The sequence below is a fragment of the Ancylobacter moscoviensis genome (assembly GCF_007559435.1).
Lineage (GTDB): Bacteria > Pseudomonadota > Alphaproteobacteria > Rhizobiales > Xanthobacteraceae > Ancylobacter > Ancylobacter moscoviensis.
In genome coordinates, this window is sequence record NZ_VMBP01000007.1 from 32,916 (window position 1) to 52,249 (window position 19,334).

17 protein-coding genes are annotated in these 19,334 nt (G+C 67.4%); 10 read left to right on the forward strand and 7 right to left on the reverse strand.

Going from position 1 to position 19,334, the window contains the following annotated elements; translation table 11 throughout:
• Nucleotides 1–4: 4 nt before the first annotated feature.
• Nucleotides 5–1,558 (reverse strand): sugar ABC transporter ATP-binding protein, encoded by a 1,554-nt coding sequence (locus FO470_RS18370; RefSeq protein WP_335881018.1) that lies wholly within the window; start codon nucleotides 1,556–1,558, stop codon nucleotides 5–7.
• On the reverse strand, nucleotides 1,555–2,658 hold the full coding sequence (locus tag FO470_RS18375) for a substrate-binding domain-containing protein (RefSeq protein ID WP_144344448.1): 1,104 nt from the start codon (nucleotides 2,656–2,658) through the stop codon (nucleotides 1,555–1,557). Before FO470_RS18375 ends, FO470_RS18370 begins: the two co-directional genes overlap by 4 nt.
• Before the next feature lie 263 nt (nucleotides 2,659–2,921).
• On the opposite strand from FO470_RS18375, the gene FO470_RS18380 reads away from it, so the two are divergent.
• Entirely contained in the window at nucleotides 2,922–3,773 is an 852-nt protein-coding gene (locus FO470_RS18380; RefSeq protein WP_186292024.1) for an amidohydrolase family protein, read from the forward strand.
• Between the two features lie 6 nt (nucleotides 3,774–3,779).
• On the opposite strand, the gene FO470_RS18385 is transcribed toward FO470_RS18380, so the two are convergent.
• The gene (locus FO470_RS18385; protein ID WP_246659638.1) at nucleotides 3,780–4,496 is read right to left on the reverse strand and encodes an FCD domain-containing protein; all 717 of its coding nucleotides are present in this window, start codon (nucleotides 4,494–4,496) and stop codon (nucleotides 3,780–3,782) included.
• A gap of 216 nt (nucleotides 4,497–4,712) precedes the next feature.
• On the opposite strand from FO470_RS18385, the gene FO470_RS18390 reads away from it, so the two are divergent.
• Nucleotides 4,713–5,870, forward strand: coding sequence for an alpha-hydroxy acid oxidase (locus tag FO470_RS18390; protein WP_144344451.1), 1,158 nt, complete (start codon nucleotides 4,713–4,715; stop codon nucleotides 5,868–5,870).
• 115 nt (nucleotides 5,871–5,985) lie between these two features.
• Here FO470_RS18390 and FO470_RS18395 read toward each other — a convergent pair whose 3' ends face one another.
• Both FO470_RS18395 and FO470_RS18400 read right to left on the reverse strand, forming a co-directional pair.
• Nucleotides 5,986–6,801: an HpcH/HpaI aldolase family protein gene (locus tag FO470_RS18395; RefSeq protein ID WP_200837798.1), complete on the reverse strand. Its 816-nt coding sequence runs from the start codon at nucleotides 6,799–6,801 to the stop codon at nucleotides 5,986–5,988.
• Nucleotides 6,802–6,811: 10 nt separating this feature from the next.
• Nucleotides 6,812–7,102, reverse strand: coding sequence for a putative quinol monooxygenase (locus FO470_RS18400; RefSeq protein ID WP_244616913.1), 291 nt, complete (start codon nucleotides 7,100–7,102; stop codon nucleotides 6,812–6,814).
• A 378-nt stretch (nucleotides 7,103–7,480) separates the two neighbouring features.
• Between FO470_RS18400 and FO470_RS18405 the strand changes: the two genes are divergently transcribed.
• The 6 genes from FO470_RS18405 (at nucleotide 7,481) to FO470_RS18430 (ending at nucleotide 15,903) form a co-directional block, all read left to right on the forward strand.
• Nucleotides 7,481–8,473 (forward strand): TRAP transporter substrate-binding protein, encoded by a 993-nt coding sequence (locus FO470_RS18405; protein ID WP_144344453.1) that lies wholly within the window; start codon nucleotides 7,481–7,483, stop codon nucleotides 8,471–8,473.
• A gap of 69 nt (nucleotides 8,474–8,542) precedes the next feature.
• A complete protein-coding gene (locus FO470_RS18410; protein ID WP_144344454.1) occupies nucleotides 8,543–9,070 on the forward strand; it encodes a TRAP transporter small permease in 528 nt (175 codons plus the stop codon).
• A gap of 8 nt (nucleotides 9,071–9,078) precedes the next feature.
• Entirely contained in the window at nucleotides 9,079–10,353 is a 1,275-nt protein-coding gene (locus FO470_RS18415; RefSeq protein WP_144344455.1) for a TRAP transporter large permease, read from the forward strand.
• Between the two features lie 521 nt (nucleotides 10,354–10,874).
• Nucleotides 10,875–13,016: a hydantoinase/oxoprolinase family protein gene (locus tag FO470_RS18420; RefSeq protein ID WP_144344456.1), complete on the forward strand. Its 2,142-nt coding sequence runs from the start codon at nucleotides 10,875–10,877 to the stop codon at nucleotides 13,014–13,016.
• Between the two features lie 11 nt (nucleotides 13,017–13,027).
• A complete protein-coding gene (locus tag FO470_RS18425; RefSeq protein WP_144344457.1) occupies nucleotides 13,028–14,731 on the forward strand; it encodes a hydantoinase B/oxoprolinase family protein in 1,704 nt (567 codons plus the stop codon).
• Nucleotides 14,728–15,903, forward strand: coding sequence for an alanine racemase (locus FO470_RS18430; protein WP_144344458.1), 1,176 nt, complete (start codon nucleotides 14,728–14,730; stop codon nucleotides 15,901–15,903). Before FO470_RS18425 ends, FO470_RS18430 begins: the two co-directional genes overlap by 4 nt.
• Before the next feature lie 214 nt (nucleotides 15,904–16,117).
• Here the strand turns inward: FO470_RS18430 and FO470_RS18435 are convergent, their stop codons facing one another.
• Both FO470_RS18435 and FO470_RS18440 read right to left on the reverse strand, forming a co-directional pair.
• Nucleotides 16,118–16,849 (reverse strand): GntR family transcriptional regulator, encoded by a 732-nt coding sequence (locus FO470_RS18435; RefSeq protein ID WP_159599397.1) that lies wholly within the window; start codon nucleotides 16,847–16,849, stop codon nucleotides 16,118–16,120.
• Between the two features lie 61 nt (nucleotides 16,850–16,910).
• Nucleotides 16,911–17,648 carry a GntR family transcriptional regulator gene (locus FO470_RS18440; RefSeq protein WP_246659644.1) on the reverse strand — a complete coding sequence of 246 codons (738 nt, stop codon included), beginning with the start codon at nucleotides 17,646–17,648 and terminating at the stop codon, nucleotides 16,911–16,913.
• Nucleotides 17,649–17,765: 117 nt separating this feature from the next.
• Here FO470_RS18440 and FO470_RS18445 point away from each other — a divergent pair, with 117 nt between their 5' ends.
• A complete protein-coding gene (locus FO470_RS18445) occupies nucleotides 17,766–18,578 on the forward strand; it encodes an ABC transporter permease (protein WP_144344461.1) in 813 nt (270 codons plus the stop codon).
• Nucleotides 18,575–19,333, forward strand: a complete 759-nt coding sequence (locus FO470_RS18450) for an ABC transporter permease (protein WP_144344462.1) — start codon at nucleotides 18,575–18,577, stop codon at nucleotides 19,331–19,333. The genes FO470_RS18445 and FO470_RS18450 overlap by 4 nt, the downstream gene beginning before the upstream one ends.
• Nucleotide 19,334 lies beyond the last annotated feature (1 nt).

The window sequence follows — 19,334 nt, forward strand, 5'->3', positions numbered from 1 at the left end:
TTTCTCAGTGAGGATTCGAGCTCTGACTGGCGGCTAGTGCGGTAAGCGCGGGAACGGAGAGTTCCGCGCGCGGGACCTCGCGGGCGATCCGGCCTCGATTGAACACGAGCGCGCGGTGGGAGATTCCCGCCACTTCTTCCATGTCCGAAGAGATGAGCAGCACCGAGGTGCCCGCGTCGAGCGCCTTCTGGAACAGGGCATAGATCTCGGCCTTGGCGCCGACATCCACGCCGAGCGTCGGCTCCTCCAGCACGATCAGGCGCCGGTTGGCGACGAGCCAGCGCGCGACGATGATCTTCTGCTGGTTGCCACCGCTCAAATTGGCGATGACGGCCTCGCTATCGCGTGGACGCACCGAGAAGCGGTCAATCACGTCCCTTGTCCGCGCATGCTCCCGGGCCGGCATGACCGGTGCCCAGGGATGGCCGCCCGTCAGCAGGACGTCGGGGAAGAGGTTCTCGCGAACCGTCAGTCCGTTGGCGAGGCTTTCCTCGCGCCGCTTGCTGGAGACGAAGCCGATGCCGCGCCGCGCCGCATCGCAGGGCGTTTCGAGACGGAGAGGCTCGCCGTCGAGCCAAACCCGCCCGCCGCTGATCGCGAGATCGCCGAACAGGGCCCGCCCGATCGCCTCCTGCCCGGCCCCGCGCAGGCCGACGAGGCCGAGCACCTCCCCGGCTTGAAGCCGGAAGGAGACGGGTCCCGCCGAGCCGGCACGCAGATTCTCGACTTCGAGAACCGTCGCCCCGCTCTCGGCGACCGGCGTCACGAAGACTTCTTCGAGCGGACGCCCGACGATACGGTGCACCAGCCCGGCCGCATCGAGTGCCGCGATCGGCTCCGAACAGACCCGCCGGCCGTTGCGCAGCACGGTAACGCGATCGGCGATGCGGAAGACCTCGTCCAGGCGATGCGTGACGTAGAGCACCGCCACGCCTTCCTCACGCAAGCGCCGGACGCATTCGAGCAGCCTGGCGACGTCGCTTTCGGGCAGTGCCGCGGTGGGCTCGTCCAGCACGACGACATCGACATGCAGGGCGAGTGCGCGGGCGATCGCCACGATGGCCTTGTCCGCCGCCGTGAGGTCGCCCACCACCTGCCCGGGATCGATGTCGGAGCCGAGGACCCGCAGGGCCTCGACCGCCGCACGCCACGTGGCGCTCCAGTCGATCAATCCGAACCGCCAATGGTACCCGGCGATGAGCGCCACGTTCTCCGCGACGGTCATCGTGTCGACGAGGCCGAGATCCTGATGGATGAAGGCGATGGGCAGGCGGCCGGCGGCGGGGCGCACGACCTGCCCATCCAGCCGGATCTCGCCGCCATCCGGTGCGTAGACACCGGCCAGCATCTTGATCAGGGTCGACTTGCCGGCGCCGTTCTCGCCGAGCAGCGCGTGGACTTCGCCCCGATGAAGATCGAGATCGACGTCATCCAGCGCCTGCGTGCCGAGGAAGCGCTTGCTCCAGCCGCGTATCGCGACCAGCGGTGCGTCGGCGGCGCCGGCATCGCCACGAGCCTCCCCGGCATGGGCGCCAATGGAAGCCGCGGAGGCCGTCACTTCACGCCCCAGAGCTCGAGATAGCGTTCGGCGAAGTTGTTGTCCGGGACATAGGTGTTGTCCTTGCCGCCCTGGACGTCGACGTTGGTCGCTGTCACGAGGTAAGGCGGCGGAACGGTTCCGCTCGGCTCCTGCTTGTGGAAGGCGCGGTTGAGCTCGTCGACAGCCTGGTAGCCGAGATAGGCGTTCGGCTCGGCGACGGTGACGGTCTGGTATTCCTTGCCGCCGCGAATGCGCGAATAGGCGGACTTCGTTCCGTCCGAGCCGACCAGGAAGACTTTCGAGGGATCGACGCCCCCCGCCTTCAGCGCGGGAACCTGGAAGTCCAGCGTGTAGTCGGCGATGGCGGTGATGTAGAGCGGCAAGCCGTATTTCTGCACCCAGGACGCGACGAGCTGCGGCTGCCGCTGCGCCGCCTCGACCAGCGGCGTGTTGGAGAATTCGACCACCTTGCAATCCGGGCATTGCTCCAGCCGGTCCTTGACCGCGGTGGCCTTGACCATGGCGATGGCGTATTCACCGCTGGTCGTCACCACGACATTGGCCTTGCCGCCGGAATGGGCGATCACCCAGTCCGCCTGCGCCCTGCCAATGGAAGCCGGGTCTTGCTGGATATTGGTGAAAAGCCCCAGTTCCGGCTGCGGTCCCGCCGTCCCGGCGGCATGGATGCCGACCACCGGGATGCCCAGTTCGTTGGCCTGCCTGATGGGGGCTGCGAGGCTCCGGGCATCCGCGCTCGTCACGATGCCGTCGACCTTGAGCGAAATCGCCTGGTTCATCCCGGAGAGCCAGCTCACCGGGCTGCCGCGACCGTCGATGATGGTGACCTTCCAGCCGGCTTTGCCGGCGGCCTCAGCCAAGGCCTGGCCCCACTGGCGCTCGCCGTCGTTCTGCTCGTTGGCCGAGAGATACGCGATGTGCTTGCCAGACTCGACCTTCGGCGCCGATGCCGGGCCGGTCCAGGCGGTTTTGGTCGCGCCAAGGCGTTCCACATTGGCCTTCGCGTCGGCGACGATGTCGTCGGCATGCGCCGACGCCGCGCCGCATGCGATCACCGAAGCAAGCATCAGCGCGGGAAGAGCGGGCGATGAACGTTTCATGTTTCCTCCAAGCGATCGTTCCGGACGCGCCTCCCGCAACGGGATTGCGCCTTCTGTTCTTTTGATCTGGCGGCCACGGCGGAACGTTTTCGCCGGGCCTCGCCCACGTCGGAAGCGGCTCGTCTGACGCCGCGCCAGCGCATGGCTATGCTAGCGATAGCTGGTATGATAGGTCAATAGTCTCGAAGCTGGTCACGGAGATAACGATGGCGGTATGCCGCCACCCCGCCATGCGTCCCGACCAACTCATGAGGAAGACGCCCTTGCCTGACTTTCCGATCATCGACAGCCATGTGCATCTCTATGACGTCGACCGGCTGAGCTACAGCTGGCTGGCCTCTCGTCCCGCCATCAATCACTCGCATTTCGTGCCGGACTATCTGGCGCAGTGCGGCGAGACGCGGGTGGAGAAGCTCGTCTTCGCCGAGGTGTGGATCGATGCGCATCTGAACCTTCAGGAGGCGGAGTGGGTGAGCGAGCAGGCGGCGCGCTATCCCGTGATCCAGGGGATGATCGCCGCCGCGCCGCTGGAAAGGGGCGCCGGCGTCGAGGCGGACCTCGACGTCCTCGCCCATCATCCCACGCTCCGGGCCATCCGCCGGATTACCGAGCTCGAGGCGGACCCGGCCTATTGTCTGCGGCCCGATTTCATCGAGGGGGTACGACGGCTCGGCGAGCGCGGACTGGTCTGCGACATCTGCGCCTTCCACTTCCAGCTATCCGCCGTCGTCGAGCTGGTGCGCCTGTGTCCCGGCACGACATTCGTGCTCGACCATATCGGCAAGCCCGGCATCCGCGCCGGGTTGCTGGATCCCTGGCGGGACGACATGGCCCGGCTCGCGCGCCTGCCGAACGTGGCGGTGAAGATTTCCGGCGTCGTTACCGAAGCCGACCATGGTGCCTGGACGCGGCAGCAGCTGCGGCCGTATCTCGACCACACCATTGCCAGCTTCGGCTTCGATCGGGTGCTCTACGGCAGTGACTGGCCGGTGGTGAACCTTGCCAGCAGCCATGCCGAATGGCTCGATATTGTCGACGAGATCGTCTCCGGCTGCTCGCCCGAGGAGCGGCGCAAGCTCTATCGGGACAATGCCCTGCGCCTCTACCGTCTGTGAGCGGAATCAGCGCCGGGCGCTCTGCCAGTACAGCGACGCGACCGAGTCCAGATGCTCATGCATGGCCGATTCGGCCGCGTCGGGATCATGCGCGGCGATCGCTTCATAGATGCGCTCATGGAAGGCGAAGGCCTTCTGCTTGGCGCGGGCGACCCGCAGCGAGACATTGCGCTGTTCCGACAGCCACTGCACCACTGCCTGATGCACACCATTGAACAGAGGATTGTTGGCGACGAGCACAATCTCGTAGTGAAAGGCGACATCGGACTTCTCGAAGGCGTCCATGTCCGACAGGTCGCGCTTGTTCCGCGCGAGCGCCCCGCCGATCCGGGCAATGTCGGCCTCCGTCGCCTCGCGGGCGGCATGGCGCGCGAGTGCCATTTCAAGATGCATGCGCGCATTCTGGAAATGACGCACACCTTCCGGATTGGCGATGTAGGATCGCACGGAGGTCGACAATTCCTGAATGAAATGATGGGCGTCGGGGCGGGCAACGCGAGCGCGCTCACCATTGGTGATCGACACCAGCCCGGCTTTCTGCAGCGATAGAAGAGCCTCGCGGATCGCCGGCCGGCCAACCTGGAACTGCTCCATGAGGTCGCGTTCGGAGGGCAGCATGTCGCCTTCCGCCAGCGTGCCGTCGAGCATCATCTGCTGCAGCCTCTGGGCAACGTCCTCGTAGATGCGGCGCCTGCGGATCGGTTGGATATCGAGCACGGTCACTCCTCTTTCGGTATAAAAGGATCACCGAAGCAGTGAGCGCTGTCAACCGCAGCCGACTCATGGAAAAGACCCATAAATCAACTGATTGCCTTCACTGAGCCCGTAGGGCGCGTGGGGGTGATTGACGTTGCTTCACCCCTATGTTTAACCTTTCATACCATTAGGTGCTTTGTAGGGCCTCGCGACCTTGGGGGAGCGGAGGCCAGGATTCCCGCCATGCCCCGCCTCGACTTCGCCGCGTCGATCGCCGATCTGCGCCTTCTCGCTCGCGCCCGTCTGCCACGGTCGGTCTTCGAATTCATCGACGGCGGTGCCGCGGATGAGTACACGCTGAAGGCGAACAGCGACGATTTCGGCGCCTTTCGATTGATGCCCGATGTGGGAGTGGACGTCGCCCTGCGGTCAAGCGCGACGACCGTGGTCGGCAAGCCCTCCCGCCTGCCGCTGGTCCTCGCGCCGACCGGCCTTGCCGGTCTTTACTGGCCGAAGGGCGAGATCGCCGCGGCCCGTAGCGCCGCTCGCGCGGGCATTTCCTTCTGCCTGTCGACCAATTCGGTCGCGTCGATGGAAGAGGTCGCCGATGCCGTGCCGGAGGTGGATCGCTGGTTCCAGCTCTACTTCCTCAAGGATCCCGACCTCATGCGCTCCATGGTGGAGCGGGCAAGGGCCAGCGGCTACCGCGTCCTGTGCATTACGCTCGACCTCGCGGTGCAGGGGCGGCGCGATCGCGATATCCGCAATGCCTTCACCGTGCCGCTCAAGCCACGCCTGACCACGGTGCTGGAGGTGCTGGCCCGACCGGCCTGGCTTGCCGGCTTCCTGCGCGCGCCCATGCGCTTCGGCAATTTCGCGGCCGCCGCGCCGCAGGGTGGCTTCAGCAGCATCGCCCAGCACATTGCCAAACTCTGCGATGCGTCGGCGGACTGGGACACCGTTGCGCGCTTGATCGAGCTCTGGGATGGGCCGGTCGTGGTGAAGGGCCTGCTCAACCCGCGCGACGCCGAGCGCGCCGTCGCGCTGGGCGTCGACGCGATCATCGTCTCGAACCACGGCGGACGCCAGCTCGACCGCGTGCCTTCCGCCATCGCCGCACTGCCCGCCATTGCCGCAGCCGTGGCGGGACGGACGCAGATCATCCTCGATGGCGGCGTGCGACGCGGCACCGACATCGCCATTGCCCGCTGCCTCGGTGCCGATGCCTGCATGATCGGCCGCCCCTTCCTGTGGGGCCTCGCCGCCGCCGGCGAGGCGGGCGTCACGCGAGCGCTCGATATATTGCGCGACGAGCTGGACATCGCGATGGCCCTGCTGGGCGTCACGTCCATGGACGCCTTTTCCGCCGGACATCTGTGGCGCAACGAGACCGCGCGCTGAGGCGCGGCCTTTCCCAAGGCGGCCTTTCCCAAGGCGGCATTGCCCATGCAGGAACGGCCGCCCTTGCGGGCGGCCGTCGCAACCTATCCGAGATAGTGCGGCCCCGGCGGCGCTCTCACCCCTTCGGCCGCCCCTGCTTGCGAAGCCCCTTGAGCATCTCCACGCCGTCGGACAGCGCCTTCTGGAACAGCAGGTGATCGAGGCCGTAGGCGATGATGTCGAAGCCATGCTTCCAATAGGCTTCCGCCCATACGGAATCGAGCGCCATGAAGCCGGCGGGCTTGCCATTGCGATGAGCGGCGGCCACCACCTTCTCGATTCCCCTGAGATAGGCGGGGTGATCGAACTCGGCCGGGATCCCCATCGAGTTGGTCAGGTCGAAATGCCCGACCCAGAGAACGTCGACCCCCTCGACCGCCGCGATCTCGTCGACATTGTCGAGGCCGGCCGCCGTTTCGATCTGGCAGATGACGAGGTTGCGCTCGCGGCTGGCCTTCATCTTCTCCGCGGGATGGCCGCCGCGATAATCGTCATGGGCGATGCCGAAAGCGGCGCCGCGGCGACCGTGCGGCGGATAATTGGCGCTCGACACGATCCGCTCGGCCTGCTCGCGCGTCTCGACCATGGGGACCATCACGCCATGGGCGCCCATGTCGAAGGCGCGCGCGACGAAATGGTATTCCCCCGCCGGCACCCGCACGAGAGGCGCCACGCCCAGCCCGCGACACCCCGCGAACTGGACCTTCATCGTCTCGAAGCCGGCTCCCGAATGCTCCATGTCGTAGAGGATGAAATCCGAGCCGGTCGCGGCCACGATGGCGGGCAGGCCCGGCGAGAAGAACTCGATCACCATGGGGCCGAACAGCCCGCCCTCATCTGCGAGCTTCTTCCTCAGGCCGGACGCGATGTCACGCGACGATGTCTTGGACATGTCTCCCTCTTCACTTGCTGTTCTGGTGGCAGGCATAGCTGCGGACCGTCTTGTGCCTCACGAGAGGCGCCGTAAGCGCGTCGAATTCGATGAAATGCGGGCTCGCCAGGTGGTCGCGAAACGCCGCCTCGCTATCGTAAATCTCGTAGAGCGCGACCGCACCCTCTCCCTCGACCGGGACGAGCACGTCGAAGCGCTGGCAGCCGGTTTCGCTGCGCACGGATTCGGCCGCGTTTTCCTTCACCAGCATCATGAACCGGCCGAGATTCTCAGCCGCCACATCGAATTCGACCCAGATCACATAAGACAAGGCGACACTCCCCACGCAAACCCGTCGACAGGCCGCCGCGCTCTCCGGCCAGAGTGCCGGGAAGCGGCCAACCGGATGGCGGGTGCCCTCTGTTGGTATGAAAGGATGAACATGATTTTGAAGACTGTCAAATGATCCATGCCGTCGACCACGGAGCGTCGCGGGGGCGGAGACGGGCGGCCCGGGAGGGCGCCCTTTCGTATTAGTGAGTTGTTTTCATTGAAAATTATTCCAATCCAGGAATAGGGCGGTGGATGTCTTTGCCTTCCGCGACCAATCACGTCTTGACGACACGTAAGATAAACAATTAGCCTTTCATACCAATAAGGAGCGCCATTCAATCACGCGCATCCAATTGGGAGGAAACCAATGTCCTTACGCCATCTCGCCTTGGCCGGCTGCCTGGTCGCCAGCCTTGTCACCCCGGCGGCCGCTCAGCAGGTGCGCGAGCTGCGCCTGGGTTCGCCCTGGCCGTCCGCCAGCACCGTTCACGCCGCACTGCCGGTGTTTGCCGAGGCGGTGGAGCGCGAGAGCAAGGGGGCGATCAAGGTGCGCGTCTATCCCGACAGCCAGCTCGGGGACATCCAGTCGCTCATCAACGGCGTCCAGCTCGGGACGGTCGACATGACCTACCTGGCCATCGGCAATGCCGGCGTGCTCAAGGGCGGTGCCCCGCTCAACGTGGCTTACGTACCCTACCTGTTCAAAAGCAAGGAGGGAGCGGAGAAGGTCGTCAACAGCCCGGTATTCCAGGAACTGTACGACAATCTGGCAAAGGAATCGGGCGTCCGGATCTTTGCCGTTTACGGGGCGCGCTCGCCTCGTGCGGTGCAGAACCGCGTCCGGCCGGTCACCAAGCCGGAGGACCTGAAGGGCCTGAAGATCCGCATCCCTCCGATCGAGGGCATTCGGATCGCCTTCGAGAAGATGGGCGCGAAGCCGGTCGTGCTGGGGCTGGGAGATACGTACAACGCGATCGAGCGCGGCCAGGTCGACGGGCACGAGAACGGCATCGACGCCGCCGTGGGCTACAAATGGTACGAAGTCGCCAAGTTCTTCACGCCGACCGACCACATCTATGAGACCGGCGCCTTCTACATCAACGAGAAGCTCTGGCAGTCCCTGACGAAGGAAGAGCAGGAGATCTTCATCAAGGCCGCCAAGGAAGGCGGCGCCGCCATGACAAAGGCGGGCGAGAAGGTCGACGCGGAGGGCGCGAAGATATTCGCCGAGAATGGCGTCCAGGTCTCCCAGCCCGACAAGGCTGCGTTCGAGGCGGCTCTCACCGACGTCTACAAGCGCCTCGAAGGCCGCGTCTGGCCCGAGGGTCTCGTCGAGCGCATCCGCGCCATTCCCCAGTAAGTCCTCCTCCTGAGACTTCGGGTGCCGGATCGCCGGCACCCGCTTTTTTCCGGCTACGAGGTTGTGTCCATGTCTTTCGACGATGTCGAACGCATCGTGCTGAAGGTCTCGGGCTATGTCGCCCGAATCGTCGATCTGTTGATTGCCGTGGTCGTGGGGGCGTTGCTCGTTCTCGTCACGTCCCAGTTCATCGACCGCAATTATGTGACCCTCTGGTACGACTCACCCGAAGAATATGTGAAGATAGGCCTCGTCTGGCTGTGTTTCCTCGGCTTCGTGCGCGCATCGGCGACAGGTGAGACGATCCGTATCACTTTCGCTCAGGACATGCTGTCGCCGGGGATACAGCGAATTATCGCCATTCTCCTGGATGTCCTGCTCCTTGTGGTCGTGGCTTTCCTGGCCTGGAAGAGCTGGATCATGATCCAGACGGCCCGTATGCAGATCATTCTGGGAACCGACCTTACTCTGGACGTTCCGGTCTTCGGAATGCTCGCGGGCTTTGGCCTCCTCGTCCCTCTCGTCTTCTGGCGTCTGGTTCGCGCGCTGGCCGGGCGGCCGCACATGCCTGACGCCCATCCGGTGATCGAGGACTGAGCGGCATCATGAATCTCCTCTTCCTTTCCTTTGTCGGCCTGCTCCTTCTCGGCATGGAGGTCGGCTTCGCGATGATCGTCGCGGCGTGGCTCGGCCTGGAATTCAAGGCCGGTCCGGCGGTCGACGCCATCATGCTCCCGACGTCGATGCTGGGCGGCATCAGCCTTTATGCGCTGGTGCAGATTCCCCTGTTCATCCTCGCCGGCGAGGTCATGAACAGGGGTGGCATCACCCGCCGCCTCGTCGAGGTCTCCTCGGCGTGGATCGGCCAGCGCCGGGGGAGCCTCGGGCACGTCGGCATCCTGTCGAACCTCATGCTCTCGGGCATTTCGGGCTCCGCCGTGGCGGATGCCGTCGCAACCGGCAAGGCACTGATTCCCGAGATGCGCGCCAAGGGATATGGCGCCGGCTATTCGGGCGCCGTCATCGCCTCCGGTGCATTGCTTGGCCCGATCATCCCGCCGTCGATCCCGATGGTCGTCTACGCGCAGATCGCCAATGTCTCGGTCGCCAAGATGTTCCTGGCCGGCGTTCTGCCGGGCCTTCTTCTGGCGTCGGGGTTCCTCGTCATCTGCAGCCTCATCGGCAAGCGTCGCGGCCTGCCGCGCGAGCCGGCGATGAACTGGCGGGCGAAAGGCAAGGTGACGGTGCGGGCGGTCTGGGCGCTGCTCATGCCGATCATCATTCTGGTCGGCATCCGCATGGGCCTGATGACCGATACGGAGATCGCGGCCATCGCGGTGATCTACGCGCTGCTCGTGGGGTTCTTCGTCTATCGCACGATGAAACTGCGCGATCTGCCGGCCATCCTGATGTCGGCCGGTCGTTCGAGCGCGGTGATCCTCTTCCTCCTGGCCGCCGCGGCGCCCTTCTCCTGGCTCGTGGCGGAAAGCCAGATCAGCGAACATCTCGTCGAGATGATCCGTCAGATCACCGACAACCCGCACCTCATCCTGCTGATCATCAACGTCCTGCTGCTTCTGGTCGGGCTGGTCCTGGAGCCGCTGCCGGCCATGGTGATCTTCCTGCCCGCCCTCCTGCCGCTCGCCGCGGAACTCGGCATCGACCCGATTCATTTCGGCGCGGTCGTCGTCGTCAATCTGATGATCGGGCTGCTGCATCCCCCGATCGGCCTGCTCCTGTTCGTCGTGTGCAGCATCGACCGGCTGCCCTTCATGGCGGTGGCGCGCGAGGTGCTTCCCTTCCTCGCCTGGTCGATCATGGTGCTGGTCCTGATAATCTTCTTCCCGCCGCTCACCGTGTGGTTGGGACAGGGCCTCTGATCAGGACGCAATCCGGCCTTCTCCTCATCGAGGAGTGAGGGCTTCTGTGGATGCCGCATGTCTCCGGTAACATCCGAGAGGCATGCGGCTTTCCCATGCCGCCGGGCGGAAAGATAAAGGCGGGCTGTCCGTTCAATCTCCCGATCCGCCACGCGCCGGCTGGTCCGCCGAACCTCGCCGCGGGCCTATGTCCCATGAAAGTCCAGCCCCTCCCGTGGTGGCCTGCATATAATATATAGCCGGCTACAAGAGTCCGGCTTGGGCGGGTCGAGGGTTCTCGGCTTCGTGGCAGAGGCAAGCCGCCGGGATGGCCGAAGGCGGCATGGCGCAAAGCCGGCCCGGACCTGGCCGAAGAGCCCGGTCAGGCGGCAACGGCCTTGTTCCTGCGGAAAGCCGATTTCAGCCTTCACGGACGGCGGAACCCGCATGCCATGCCCGCCCGCTCATTCATCCTGATTGGTTGACTAGTCAGGTTGGTGGCGTTAGGACCTTTGGCAGGTTGGACAACCGGCGAGGGTGCAATGACGGCGCAGGCAAGGACCGGCGGCTACAGGCTCGGCGTGGATATCGGCGGTACCTTCACCGACATCGTGGTGATCGACGCCCACGGCACGGTCTTCTCGAAAAAGCTGCTCTCGACCCCTCACGACTATTCCGAGGGCATCGAGGCCGGCGTGCGCGACCTGCTCGCGGAGCTCGGGGTTCCGGCCGGCGACATCGTGGAGTTCGTCCACGCGACCACCGTGGCGACCAACACCATCATCGAGCGCAAGGGCGCCCGGGTGGCCCTGGTGACCACCGAGGGCTTCCGCGACGTGCTGGAGATCGCCCGGTTCCGCACGCCGCGCCTCTACGACATCCGGTACCGCAAGCACGATCCGCTGGTTTCGCGCGAGCTGCGCTTCGAAGTGGCCGGACGGCTCGGCGCCGACGGCGAGGAGGTGTCGCCGCTCGACGAGGCCGCGCTGGACGGCATCGCCGAGGCCATCCGGACCTCCGGCGTCGAGTCGGTCGCCGTGACCTTCATCAACGCCCATGTCGATCCCCGGCACGAGGCGCGCGCGGCTGCCCTGCTGCGCGAGCGCCTGCCCGGCCTGATGATCACCGCCTCCAGCGAGCTGGTGCCGCAACAGGGCGAGTATGAGCGCACCTCCACCACGGTGGTGAACGCCTATCTGCGGCCGATCGTGACCGCCTATGTCCGCTCGCTGCAGCGCCGGCTGGACCATATGGGCATCACCGCGCCGCTGATGATCATGCAGTCTTCCGGCGGCATCGCCCCGGCGGCGCTGGTGGCGGACCAGCCGATCACCATCATCGAGAGCGGCCCGGCGGCGGGCGTGCTGGGCAGCGCGCGGCTGTCCCGGCATCTCGATCTCGGCGACGTGCTGGTGTTCGACATGGGCGGCACCACGGCCAAGGCGACGCTGACGGAGGCCGGCGACTACACCGTCTCGCCGGAGACCGAAGTGGGCGGCGGCCCGATGCTGGGCGCGCGCATGGTGCGCGGCGCCGGCTATCCGGTTCAGGTGCCCACCATCGACATCGCCGAGGTCGGCGCCGGCGGCGGCAGCCTCGCCGCCAATGACGGCGCCGGCGGCCTGCTCGTCGGCCCGCGCAGCGCCGGCTCGACGCCCGGCCCGATCGCCTACCGGCGCGGCGGCACCCAGCCGACCGTGACCGACGCCAATCTGGTGCTCGGCTATCTCAATCCCGGCGTTCTGGTCGGCGGCGAGCTCACCCTCGACACCGACGCGGCACGACGGGCCTTCGGCGACCTCGCCGCGAGCCTGCGGCTGGAGGCGACCGAGACGGCGGAAGGCGTGCATCGCATTGCGAATGCCACCATGCTGCGCGCCATCCGCAGCGTCAGCTCGGAAAAGGGGCGGGACCCCTCGCAGTTCACCCTGCTGGCGATCGGCGGCAACGGGCCGGTGCACGCCTGCTCGCTCGCCGAGGACGCCGGCATGGACAAGGTGGTCATTCCTCCGGTGGCCGGCCTGTTCTCGGCGCTCGGCATGCTGTTCGCCGATGTCGAGCACCAGCTCGTCGCCTCCTTCTATCGCCGCTTCGACGAAACGCGCGGCAGCGACCTCGCCGAGGCGACGGCAGGGCTGGTGGCGCGCGGCCGCGACCTGCTGGCCACCCAGGGCTTCGCCGGCGCGGCACAGGACATAAGGGTGCTGGTCGACGTGAAATATGCCGGCCAGACCGCGCCGCTCACCGTCGAGCTCGACGCCGGCCCGGCCGCCTTCGAAGGCGCCACGCCCGCGGTCGCCGCCGATCCGGTCTTCGCCGAGATCGCGGAGAAGTTCCACGCGCTGCACGACCAGACCTTCGGCTATGCCTCGCCGCAGGAGCCGCTGCAGTTCGTCGCCCTGCGCGCGATCTGCCGCGGCGTGCCGGAGGCGCCGCGCATGCCCGGCCAGTGCCTGCGCGGCAACGAGAAGGTGCCGCCGGCGATCGACCGCGAGGCGCATTTCGCCGGCCATGGCTGGCACCGCGCCCAGGTGCTGGGCCGCGCCGCGCTGCCGGATGCGGCGGGGGACTGGCGCCCCGGCCCGATCATCGTCGAGGAATACGACACGACCTGCGTGATCCCGCCCGGCTGGGAAGCGCGCCGTGACGGCTGGAACAACATCCACGCCCGGCGCGTGGGCTGAGGGAGGCGAGAATGACCGAGATCAACCCGATCCGCCGCGAGCTCCTGAAGAACGCGCTCGTCACCATCGCCGACAACGCGCTGGTGATGGTGACGCGCACCGCGCGCACCGCCAATGTGAAGAACTCGATGGACTTCTCTTCCGCCATCTGCACGGCGGCGGGGGCGCTGGCCGCGCAGGGCATGGCGGTGCCAGTGCATCTCGGCGTGGTGATGCCCGCGCTCAAGGGCTGCATGGATCATTTCGGCGCCGACATCGCCGAAGGCGACGTGCTGGCCTCCAACGATCCCTATTCCGGCTGCTCCCACCTCAACGACATCTTCACCTTCAAGCCGATCCATGTGGACGGCCGGCGGGTCGCCTTCGTCTCGCTGGTGCTGCACCACACCGATCTCGGCGGCCGCGTCGCCGGCGGCAACGCCGCCGACAGCCAGGAGATCTGGGAGGAGGGGCTGCGCATCCCGCCGGTGAAGCTGCGCGACGCCGGCCGCGAGAACGCGGCGGTGTTCGGCATCATCGCCTCCAATTCGCGCGTGCCGGACCGGGTGATCGGCGACCTGCGCGCCCAATTGGCCGCGCTCGACGAGGCCGGCCGCGAGGTGGAGGCCATCGCCCGCCGGATGGGGGCGGACGCCTTCGACGCCTATCTCGCCGACCTCATCCGCCATGCGGAGGAGCTGACGCGCGGCGCCATCGCCGCCCTGCCGGACGGCAGCGTCGAATTCGAGGAATGGAACGACGATGACGGCGCCGGCCACGGGCCGATCCGCCTGCATTGCCGCCTCACCAAGCGCGGCGACGAGGTGGAGGTCGACTATTCCGGCACCCAGGACGACACCGGCGGCGCCGTGCACTGCAACTGGGAATTCGCCGTCTCCTGCACCTATGCGGCCCTGCGCACCGTGCTGCCCGAAGAGGTGCCGAACAATGCCGGCCTCTATCGCCCGATCAAGGTGATCGGCCGGCCCGGCAGCTTCGTGAGCGTGCAATATCCCGCCGCCGTCGGCTCGCGCGGTCAGATCGGCTTCCGGCTGCGCTCCATCGTGCTCGGCGCGTTGGCGAGGCTGCTGCCGGGGCGCATGCCGGCCTGCGCCGGCGGCTCGGAGTTCGCCATCGTCGCCTCCGGCGTGCAGAAGACGGCCGAGGGCGCCAGCCGGCGCTTCCTGCATCTCGAGTTCCACAACAATACCGGCCTCGGCGGCGGCCCCGACGCCGACGGGCAGGATGCCGGCCCCTACTGCATTGGCAACCTCGCCAATGTGCCGGTCGAGCTCATCGAGAGCGAGAATCCGATCCGCGTCGAGCGCTACGCGTTCATCCCGGATTCCGGCGGCGACGGCCAGTATCGTGGTGCTCTGGGGTTGCGGCGCGACTACCGTTTCCTCACCGACGGCGTGCGCGTGCAGGTCCGCTCCGACCGCTACACCTCGCGGCCCTGGGGCATCTTCGGCGGTGGCCCCGGCGCCGGCGGGCGCCTCGTCGCCAATCCGGGCACCGCGCGGGAGGAGGCGCTGTCCTCGAAGTTCATCCGCGGCTTCGGCGCCGGCGACGTGCTGAGCGTCACCATGGCGGCGGCCGGCGGCTATGGCCCGGCCGAGCAGCGCGACCGGGCGGCGATCGAGGCGGACATCCGCCAGGGCAAGATGACGCCGGCCCATGCCGCGCGCGTCTATGGCTACCGGGCCGAGGCGTCCGATCCGGAACAGGCGGCATGACCGGCCGGGGGGAGTTCCCCGGCGCGCCGGTGACGCGCGTGGCGCACGCCGCCAATGCCCGGCTGGTCGGCGCCGCCGATGCGCGCGCGCGCCTGCTCACCCCGGCGCTGCTGGTCGAGCAGGACGTGCTCGACGCCAACATCGCCGCGATGCAGGCGCGCTGCGACCGCGCCGGCGTGGCGCTGCGCCCCCATGCCAAGGCGCATAAATGCGTGGAGATCGCCCGCCGCCAGTTGTCGGCAGGCGCGGCCGGGCTGTGCGTGGCGACGCCCGGCGAGGCGGAGGTCTTCGCCCGTGCCGGGCTGCCGGATCTGCTGCTCACCTCCACCTTCGCGCCGGGGCCGGCGCTGGAGCAGCTGGCCGACGCGGCGACGCTGTGCCGGCTGACGCTGGTGCTCGACGCGCCGCAGACCGCGCGGGCGCTGGCGGCGGCGGCCCGCGCTCGTGGCATCCGCATTCCCGTGCTCGTCGATCTCGACATGGGCCGCCACCGCGCCGGGGCGGAGGGGCGGCAGGCGGTCGCGGCGCTGGCGGGAGTGATCGCGGAGGAGGAGAGCCTCGTCCTTGGCGGCCTTCAGGCCTATGCGGGGCACCTGTCGCATCAGGCGGACGCCCGGCAGCGCAGCCTCGGCGCGCAGGAAGCCGCCGCGCGTATCCATGCCGCCCGCGAGGCGCTGAGCCCGTTCATGGGCGACATCAGGCCGGCGGTGACGGGCGGCAGCACCGGCGCCTTCGTGCAGGAGCTGGCGACCGGCGTCTATACCGAGTTCCAGTGCGGCAGCTACGCGCTGATGGATGTCGAATACGACCTCGTCGATCCCGACGGCTCGGGGCGGCCGGCCTTCCCCGCCAGCCTGTCCGTCGCCGTGCGGGTGACCAGCGCCAATGCGCCGGGCCTCGCCACCACCGATGGCGGCGAGAAGCGTTTTGCCGCCAAGCACGGCACCGCGCCACGCATCATGCGCGGCGCGCCGGCCGGCGCCTCCTACCGGCCCTCGAGCGATGAGCACGGCACGGTGACGCTGCCGGAAGGGGCGCGCCTGTCGCCGGGCGACCTGATCGAGCTCGAAGTGCCGCACTGCGACCCGACGGTGAACCTTTACGATTTCATCCATGTCATGCAGGGCGACAAGCTGGTCGCGATCTGGTCGGTGGACGCCCGCGGGGCGTAGTCCCGCCGGAACTGCGGGGAGCGACTGGCCTTCGGCTCAAATGCATAATTGACTATACTGGGCCTTGCCGGTTCGCCGCGCCGGCACTTGCTCACATGCAGCATCGGGAATGCCGGGCATCGTGCCGGGGCCGCCCGGCAATCGAGGCGACACCGGAACTGTCGCCCGTCAGCACGGCGGCGGGCCGAAATCCCCGCCCGGATGGTGATCCGGCTCAAGGGGCGGGGCCGTCGACCGAATAGGCGATCTGCACCTCTCGGGTGAAGATCGCGGTGCCGGCGACCAGCGGCACCGGCTCGGCGTCGCTGAGCACATAGTCCCGCACCAGCACCGGCGTCGCCGGCGCGATCGCCAGCTTGGAAGCGGTATCGGCGGAGGCCGCGTCGGCGCGGATCACCCCCTCAATATGCGCGACGGGCCGCCCCATCTCGGCGAGGATGGTGAACATGGGCAGCCGCGAGAGGGCGTCGATGCTGAGCTTTTGCCCGAGCTCGATGCGCATGAAGCGGATTTCCTGCACCGTCGGCGTGCTGTCGAGGATGCGGATTCGTTCCAGGCGAAAAACATCCTCGCCGGGCTCCAGCCGCAGCCGCCGCGCCGTCTCCTCGGTCGGAGCCATGCGGGTGAAGCCAAGCAGCCGGAACTCGATCTTCGAACCGCGTTCGAGCACCTCTTCGTCGAAGGAGCGCACGAGGGTGGTGTGCTGGGTGACGCGCACCTCGCGCCGGGCGACGAAGGTGCCCTTACCGGCGATGCGGGTGATCTGTCCCGACGAGACGAGGGAGGAGAGGCCGTGGACGACCGTGTTGCGGGTGACGCGGAAGCGTTCCGCCAGCTCGGTCTCGGACGGCAGGCGGTCGCCCGGCCCGAAGGTGCCCGCCTCGATCTCGGCCAGGAGATAGCGCCGGATCTGCAGATAGGCAGGCTCCTGCCGCTCGATGATCATCAATAACGCCTGGCTGACTATACAAGGGTCGCCGGACCATAGCGACGCACCGGCGACCCCGTCAAACCGAGGCGCCGCGCGGCTGCTGGACGACATAGTCGATGTGGAACTCGTCGCGGTAGCAGGATTCGCCGCCGACAAGCGGGCGGCGGTCGGCGCTGAACAGCACATAGTCGCGGATGAGCACCGGCGAGCCGCGCCGCACGCCCAGCCGGTCGGCGGTCTGGCCGCGGGCGAGGCCGGCGCGGATGCGTCCCTCGACGCGCTGGACCTGGAGGTCGAATTCCTCGTCGAGGATCCGGTGCAGCGACTTCGCCTCCAGCATTGCCGGGGTGATGTGCCGGCCCAGCTCGTCGGGGATGACGCGGTGCTCGATGCTCATCCGCTTGCCGTTGACGAGGCGCAGGCGATCGAGCTCGTACACATGGCCGTCGGGAGCAAGATGCAAGGTCGTGCTTTCGCCGGCGCTCACGGGGCGGCGCAGGAAGTGCAGAGTCTCATAGGCGATCTCCGCCCCCTTGGCGGCGACCTGCTCCTCGAAGGAGCGCACGCGGGTGAGGTCGATCGGCGCGCTGAGCGAGGCCGGCGCCACGAAGGTGCCGCTCCCCGAACGGCGAATGACCACCCCTTCGAAGACCAACTGCTGCAGCGCGCGGGCGACGGTCGCGCGCGTGGTGCCGAAGAGCCGCGCCAGTTCCGGTTCGGACGGCGTCCGCGCGCCTTCCTTCAGTCGGCCGGAAGCGATCTCGTCGCGGATGAAGGTCTGGATGCGGGCATAGATCGGCGTGAAATCGGCCATGGACACGTTTATGTTCCCCACATCCCAGAAGTTGACTAGACAGCTAGTCAGCTATGTGGCTAGTGTAATCCATGGCACGAGAGGGCGTAAGCCCCGAACTTCCAGGACAGACAGGCCATGACGACTTCCATGGACGTGCCGGCGCGTCCCGCCCGCAGCGCCCGCCTCTCGCCCGGCCAACGCTCCTTCGCGCTGCTCTACACCGCGTCGATCGCTGGCGGCCTGCTCATCTGGCAACTCGTGGCGCAGGGCTATTCGAGCTTCGTGCTGGCGTCACCGCTCGACGTGCTGAAGCGCCTGTGGAGCCTGACCGCTTCGGGCGAGCTGCCGCTGGCGCTCGCCGGAGCGCTCCAGCACATGATGCTCGGCTATCTCATCGCCTGCGCCATTGCCATCCCGCTCGGCATGCTGATGGGCCGCAACCGTTTCATCAACGATCTCGTCGATCCCATCGTCAACCTCGTCTATGCGGTGCCGAGCGTCGCCTGGGTGCCGTTCATCATGATCTGGTGCGGGCTCTATTTCGAGGCCCGTGTCGCGCTCGTCGTCATCATGTGCGTGTTCGACATGATCATCGTCGTCTCCACCGGCGCGCGCAACGCCGATCGCCGGCTGCTCGACGTCGGCCGCTCCTTCGGCGCCGGCGCCTGGCAGCGCACCCGCCTGGTACTGCTGCCGGAAAGCCTTCCCTTCCTGTTCACGGCCCTGCGGATCGGCGTGGTGCGGGCGGTCAACGCGATGATCACCGCCGAGCTGTTCCTCGCCGCCGTCAATCTCGGCGCGATCATGAAACAGGCCGCCGTCCGGCTCGACAGCGCGGCGGTGCTCGGCGTCCTCGCCGTCCTGTGCCTCCTCGGCCTCGCCTTGCAGGAAGCCCTGCTGGTGATCGAGCGCCGCATCTGCGTCTGGCGTCCGAGGACCAAGGCATGAAACTGCGTTCCCGCCTCACCAATCTTCTCGGCATCGCCCTCATGCTGCTGCTGTGGCAGCTCGCGGGACAGAATCTCGGCGACGCCCTGCTGGCGACGCCGGTCGAGGCCGCGCGCGCCCTCGTGGCCACGCTGCGGGAGCCGGGCTTCTGGGCCGCCCTGTGGCAGATGATGTGGCAGATGACGATCGGCTATCTGCTGGCCCTCGGCATCGGCGTCCCGCTCGGCATCGCCATGGGCCGCGTGCCGGTGGTCGACGCCATCGTCAAGCCGTGGGCGTCGATGTTCATCGTCGTGTCGGCGGCGGCGGTGGTCCCGCTCTTCATCATCCTGATGGGGCGGGGCCTCCTGTTCTCGACCGCCATCGTGTTCGTGGTGACGGTCTGGTACGTGGTGGTCTCCGTCACCGAGGCGGCGCGCGCCGTATCGCCGAAGCTGATCGACGTGGCGCGCTCCTTCGCCGCCAGCGATGCCCAGCGCTTCCGCCATGTCATCCTGCCGGCGCTCCATCCCTATGTGATGATCGCCGCCCGCGTCGGCTTCGTCCATGCGCTGCGCGCCATGGTCACCGCCGAGATGTTCATCAGCGCCGGCTATGGCGGGCTGCTGAACAATGCCGGCCTCGACCTGTCGACCGCTCCTCTCTTCGCGCTGATCGTCATGCTGATGGTGATCAGCCTTTCGGCGACCACGCTCCTGCGCTGGGCCGCCGACCGCGCGGCTCCCTGGTATGCGAGCCGGACGCGGGATCGGTGAA

Bases quoted from the DNA above. Each gene is read 5' to 3' on its own strand.
- FO470_RS18375 (WP_144344448.1), bottom strand. From the start codon at position 2,658: ATGAAACGTTCATCGCCCGCTCTTCCCGCGCTGATGCTTGCTTCGGTG.
- FO470_RS18390 (WP_144344451.1), top strand. From the start codon at position 4,713: ATGCCCCGCCTCGACTTCGCCGCGTCGATCGCCGATCTGCGCCTTCTC.
- FO470_RS18395 (WP_200837798.1), bottom strand. From the start codon at position 6,801: ATGTCCAAGACATCGTCGCGTGACATCGCGTCCGGCCTGAGGAAGAAG.
- FO470_RS18405 (WP_144344453.1), top strand. From the start codon at position 7,481: ATGTCCTTACGCCATCTCGCCTTGGCCGGCTGCCTGGTCGCCAGCCTT.
- FO470_RS18410 (WP_144344454.1), top strand. From the start codon at position 8,543: ATGTCTTTCGACGATGTCGAACGCATCGTGCTGAAGGTCTCGGGCTAT.
- FO470_RS18415 (WP_144344455.1), top strand. From the start codon at position 9,079: ATGAATCTCCTCTTCCTTTCCTTTGTCGGCCTGCTCCTTCTCGGCATG.
- FO470_RS18420 (WP_144344456.1), top strand. From the start codon at position 10,875: ATGACGGCGCAGGCAAGGACCGGCGGCTACAGGCTCGGCGTGGATATC.
- FO470_RS18425 (WP_144344457.1), top strand. From the start codon at position 13,028: ATGACCGAGATCAACCCGATCCGCCGCGAGCTCCTGAAGAACGCGCTC.
- FO470_RS18430 (WP_144344458.1), top strand. From the start codon at position 14,728: ATGACCGGCCGGGGGGAGTTCCCCGGCGCGCCGGTGACGCGCGTGGCG.
- FO470_RS18435 (WP_159599397.1), bottom strand. From the start codon at position 16,849: ATGATCATCGAGCGGCAGGAGCCTGCCTATCTGCAGATCCGGCGCTAT.
- FO470_RS18440 (WP_246659644.1), bottom strand. From the start codon at position 17,648: ATGGCCGATTTCACGCCGATCTATGCCCGCATCCAGACCTTCATCCGC.
- FO470_RS18445 (WP_144344461.1), top strand. From the start codon at position 17,766: ATGACGACTTCCATGGACGTGCCGGCGCGTCCCGCCCGCAGCGCCCGC.
- FO470_RS18450 (WP_144344462.1), top strand. From the start codon at position 18,575: ATGAAACTGCGTTCCCGCCTCACCAATCTTCTCGGCATCGCCCTCATG.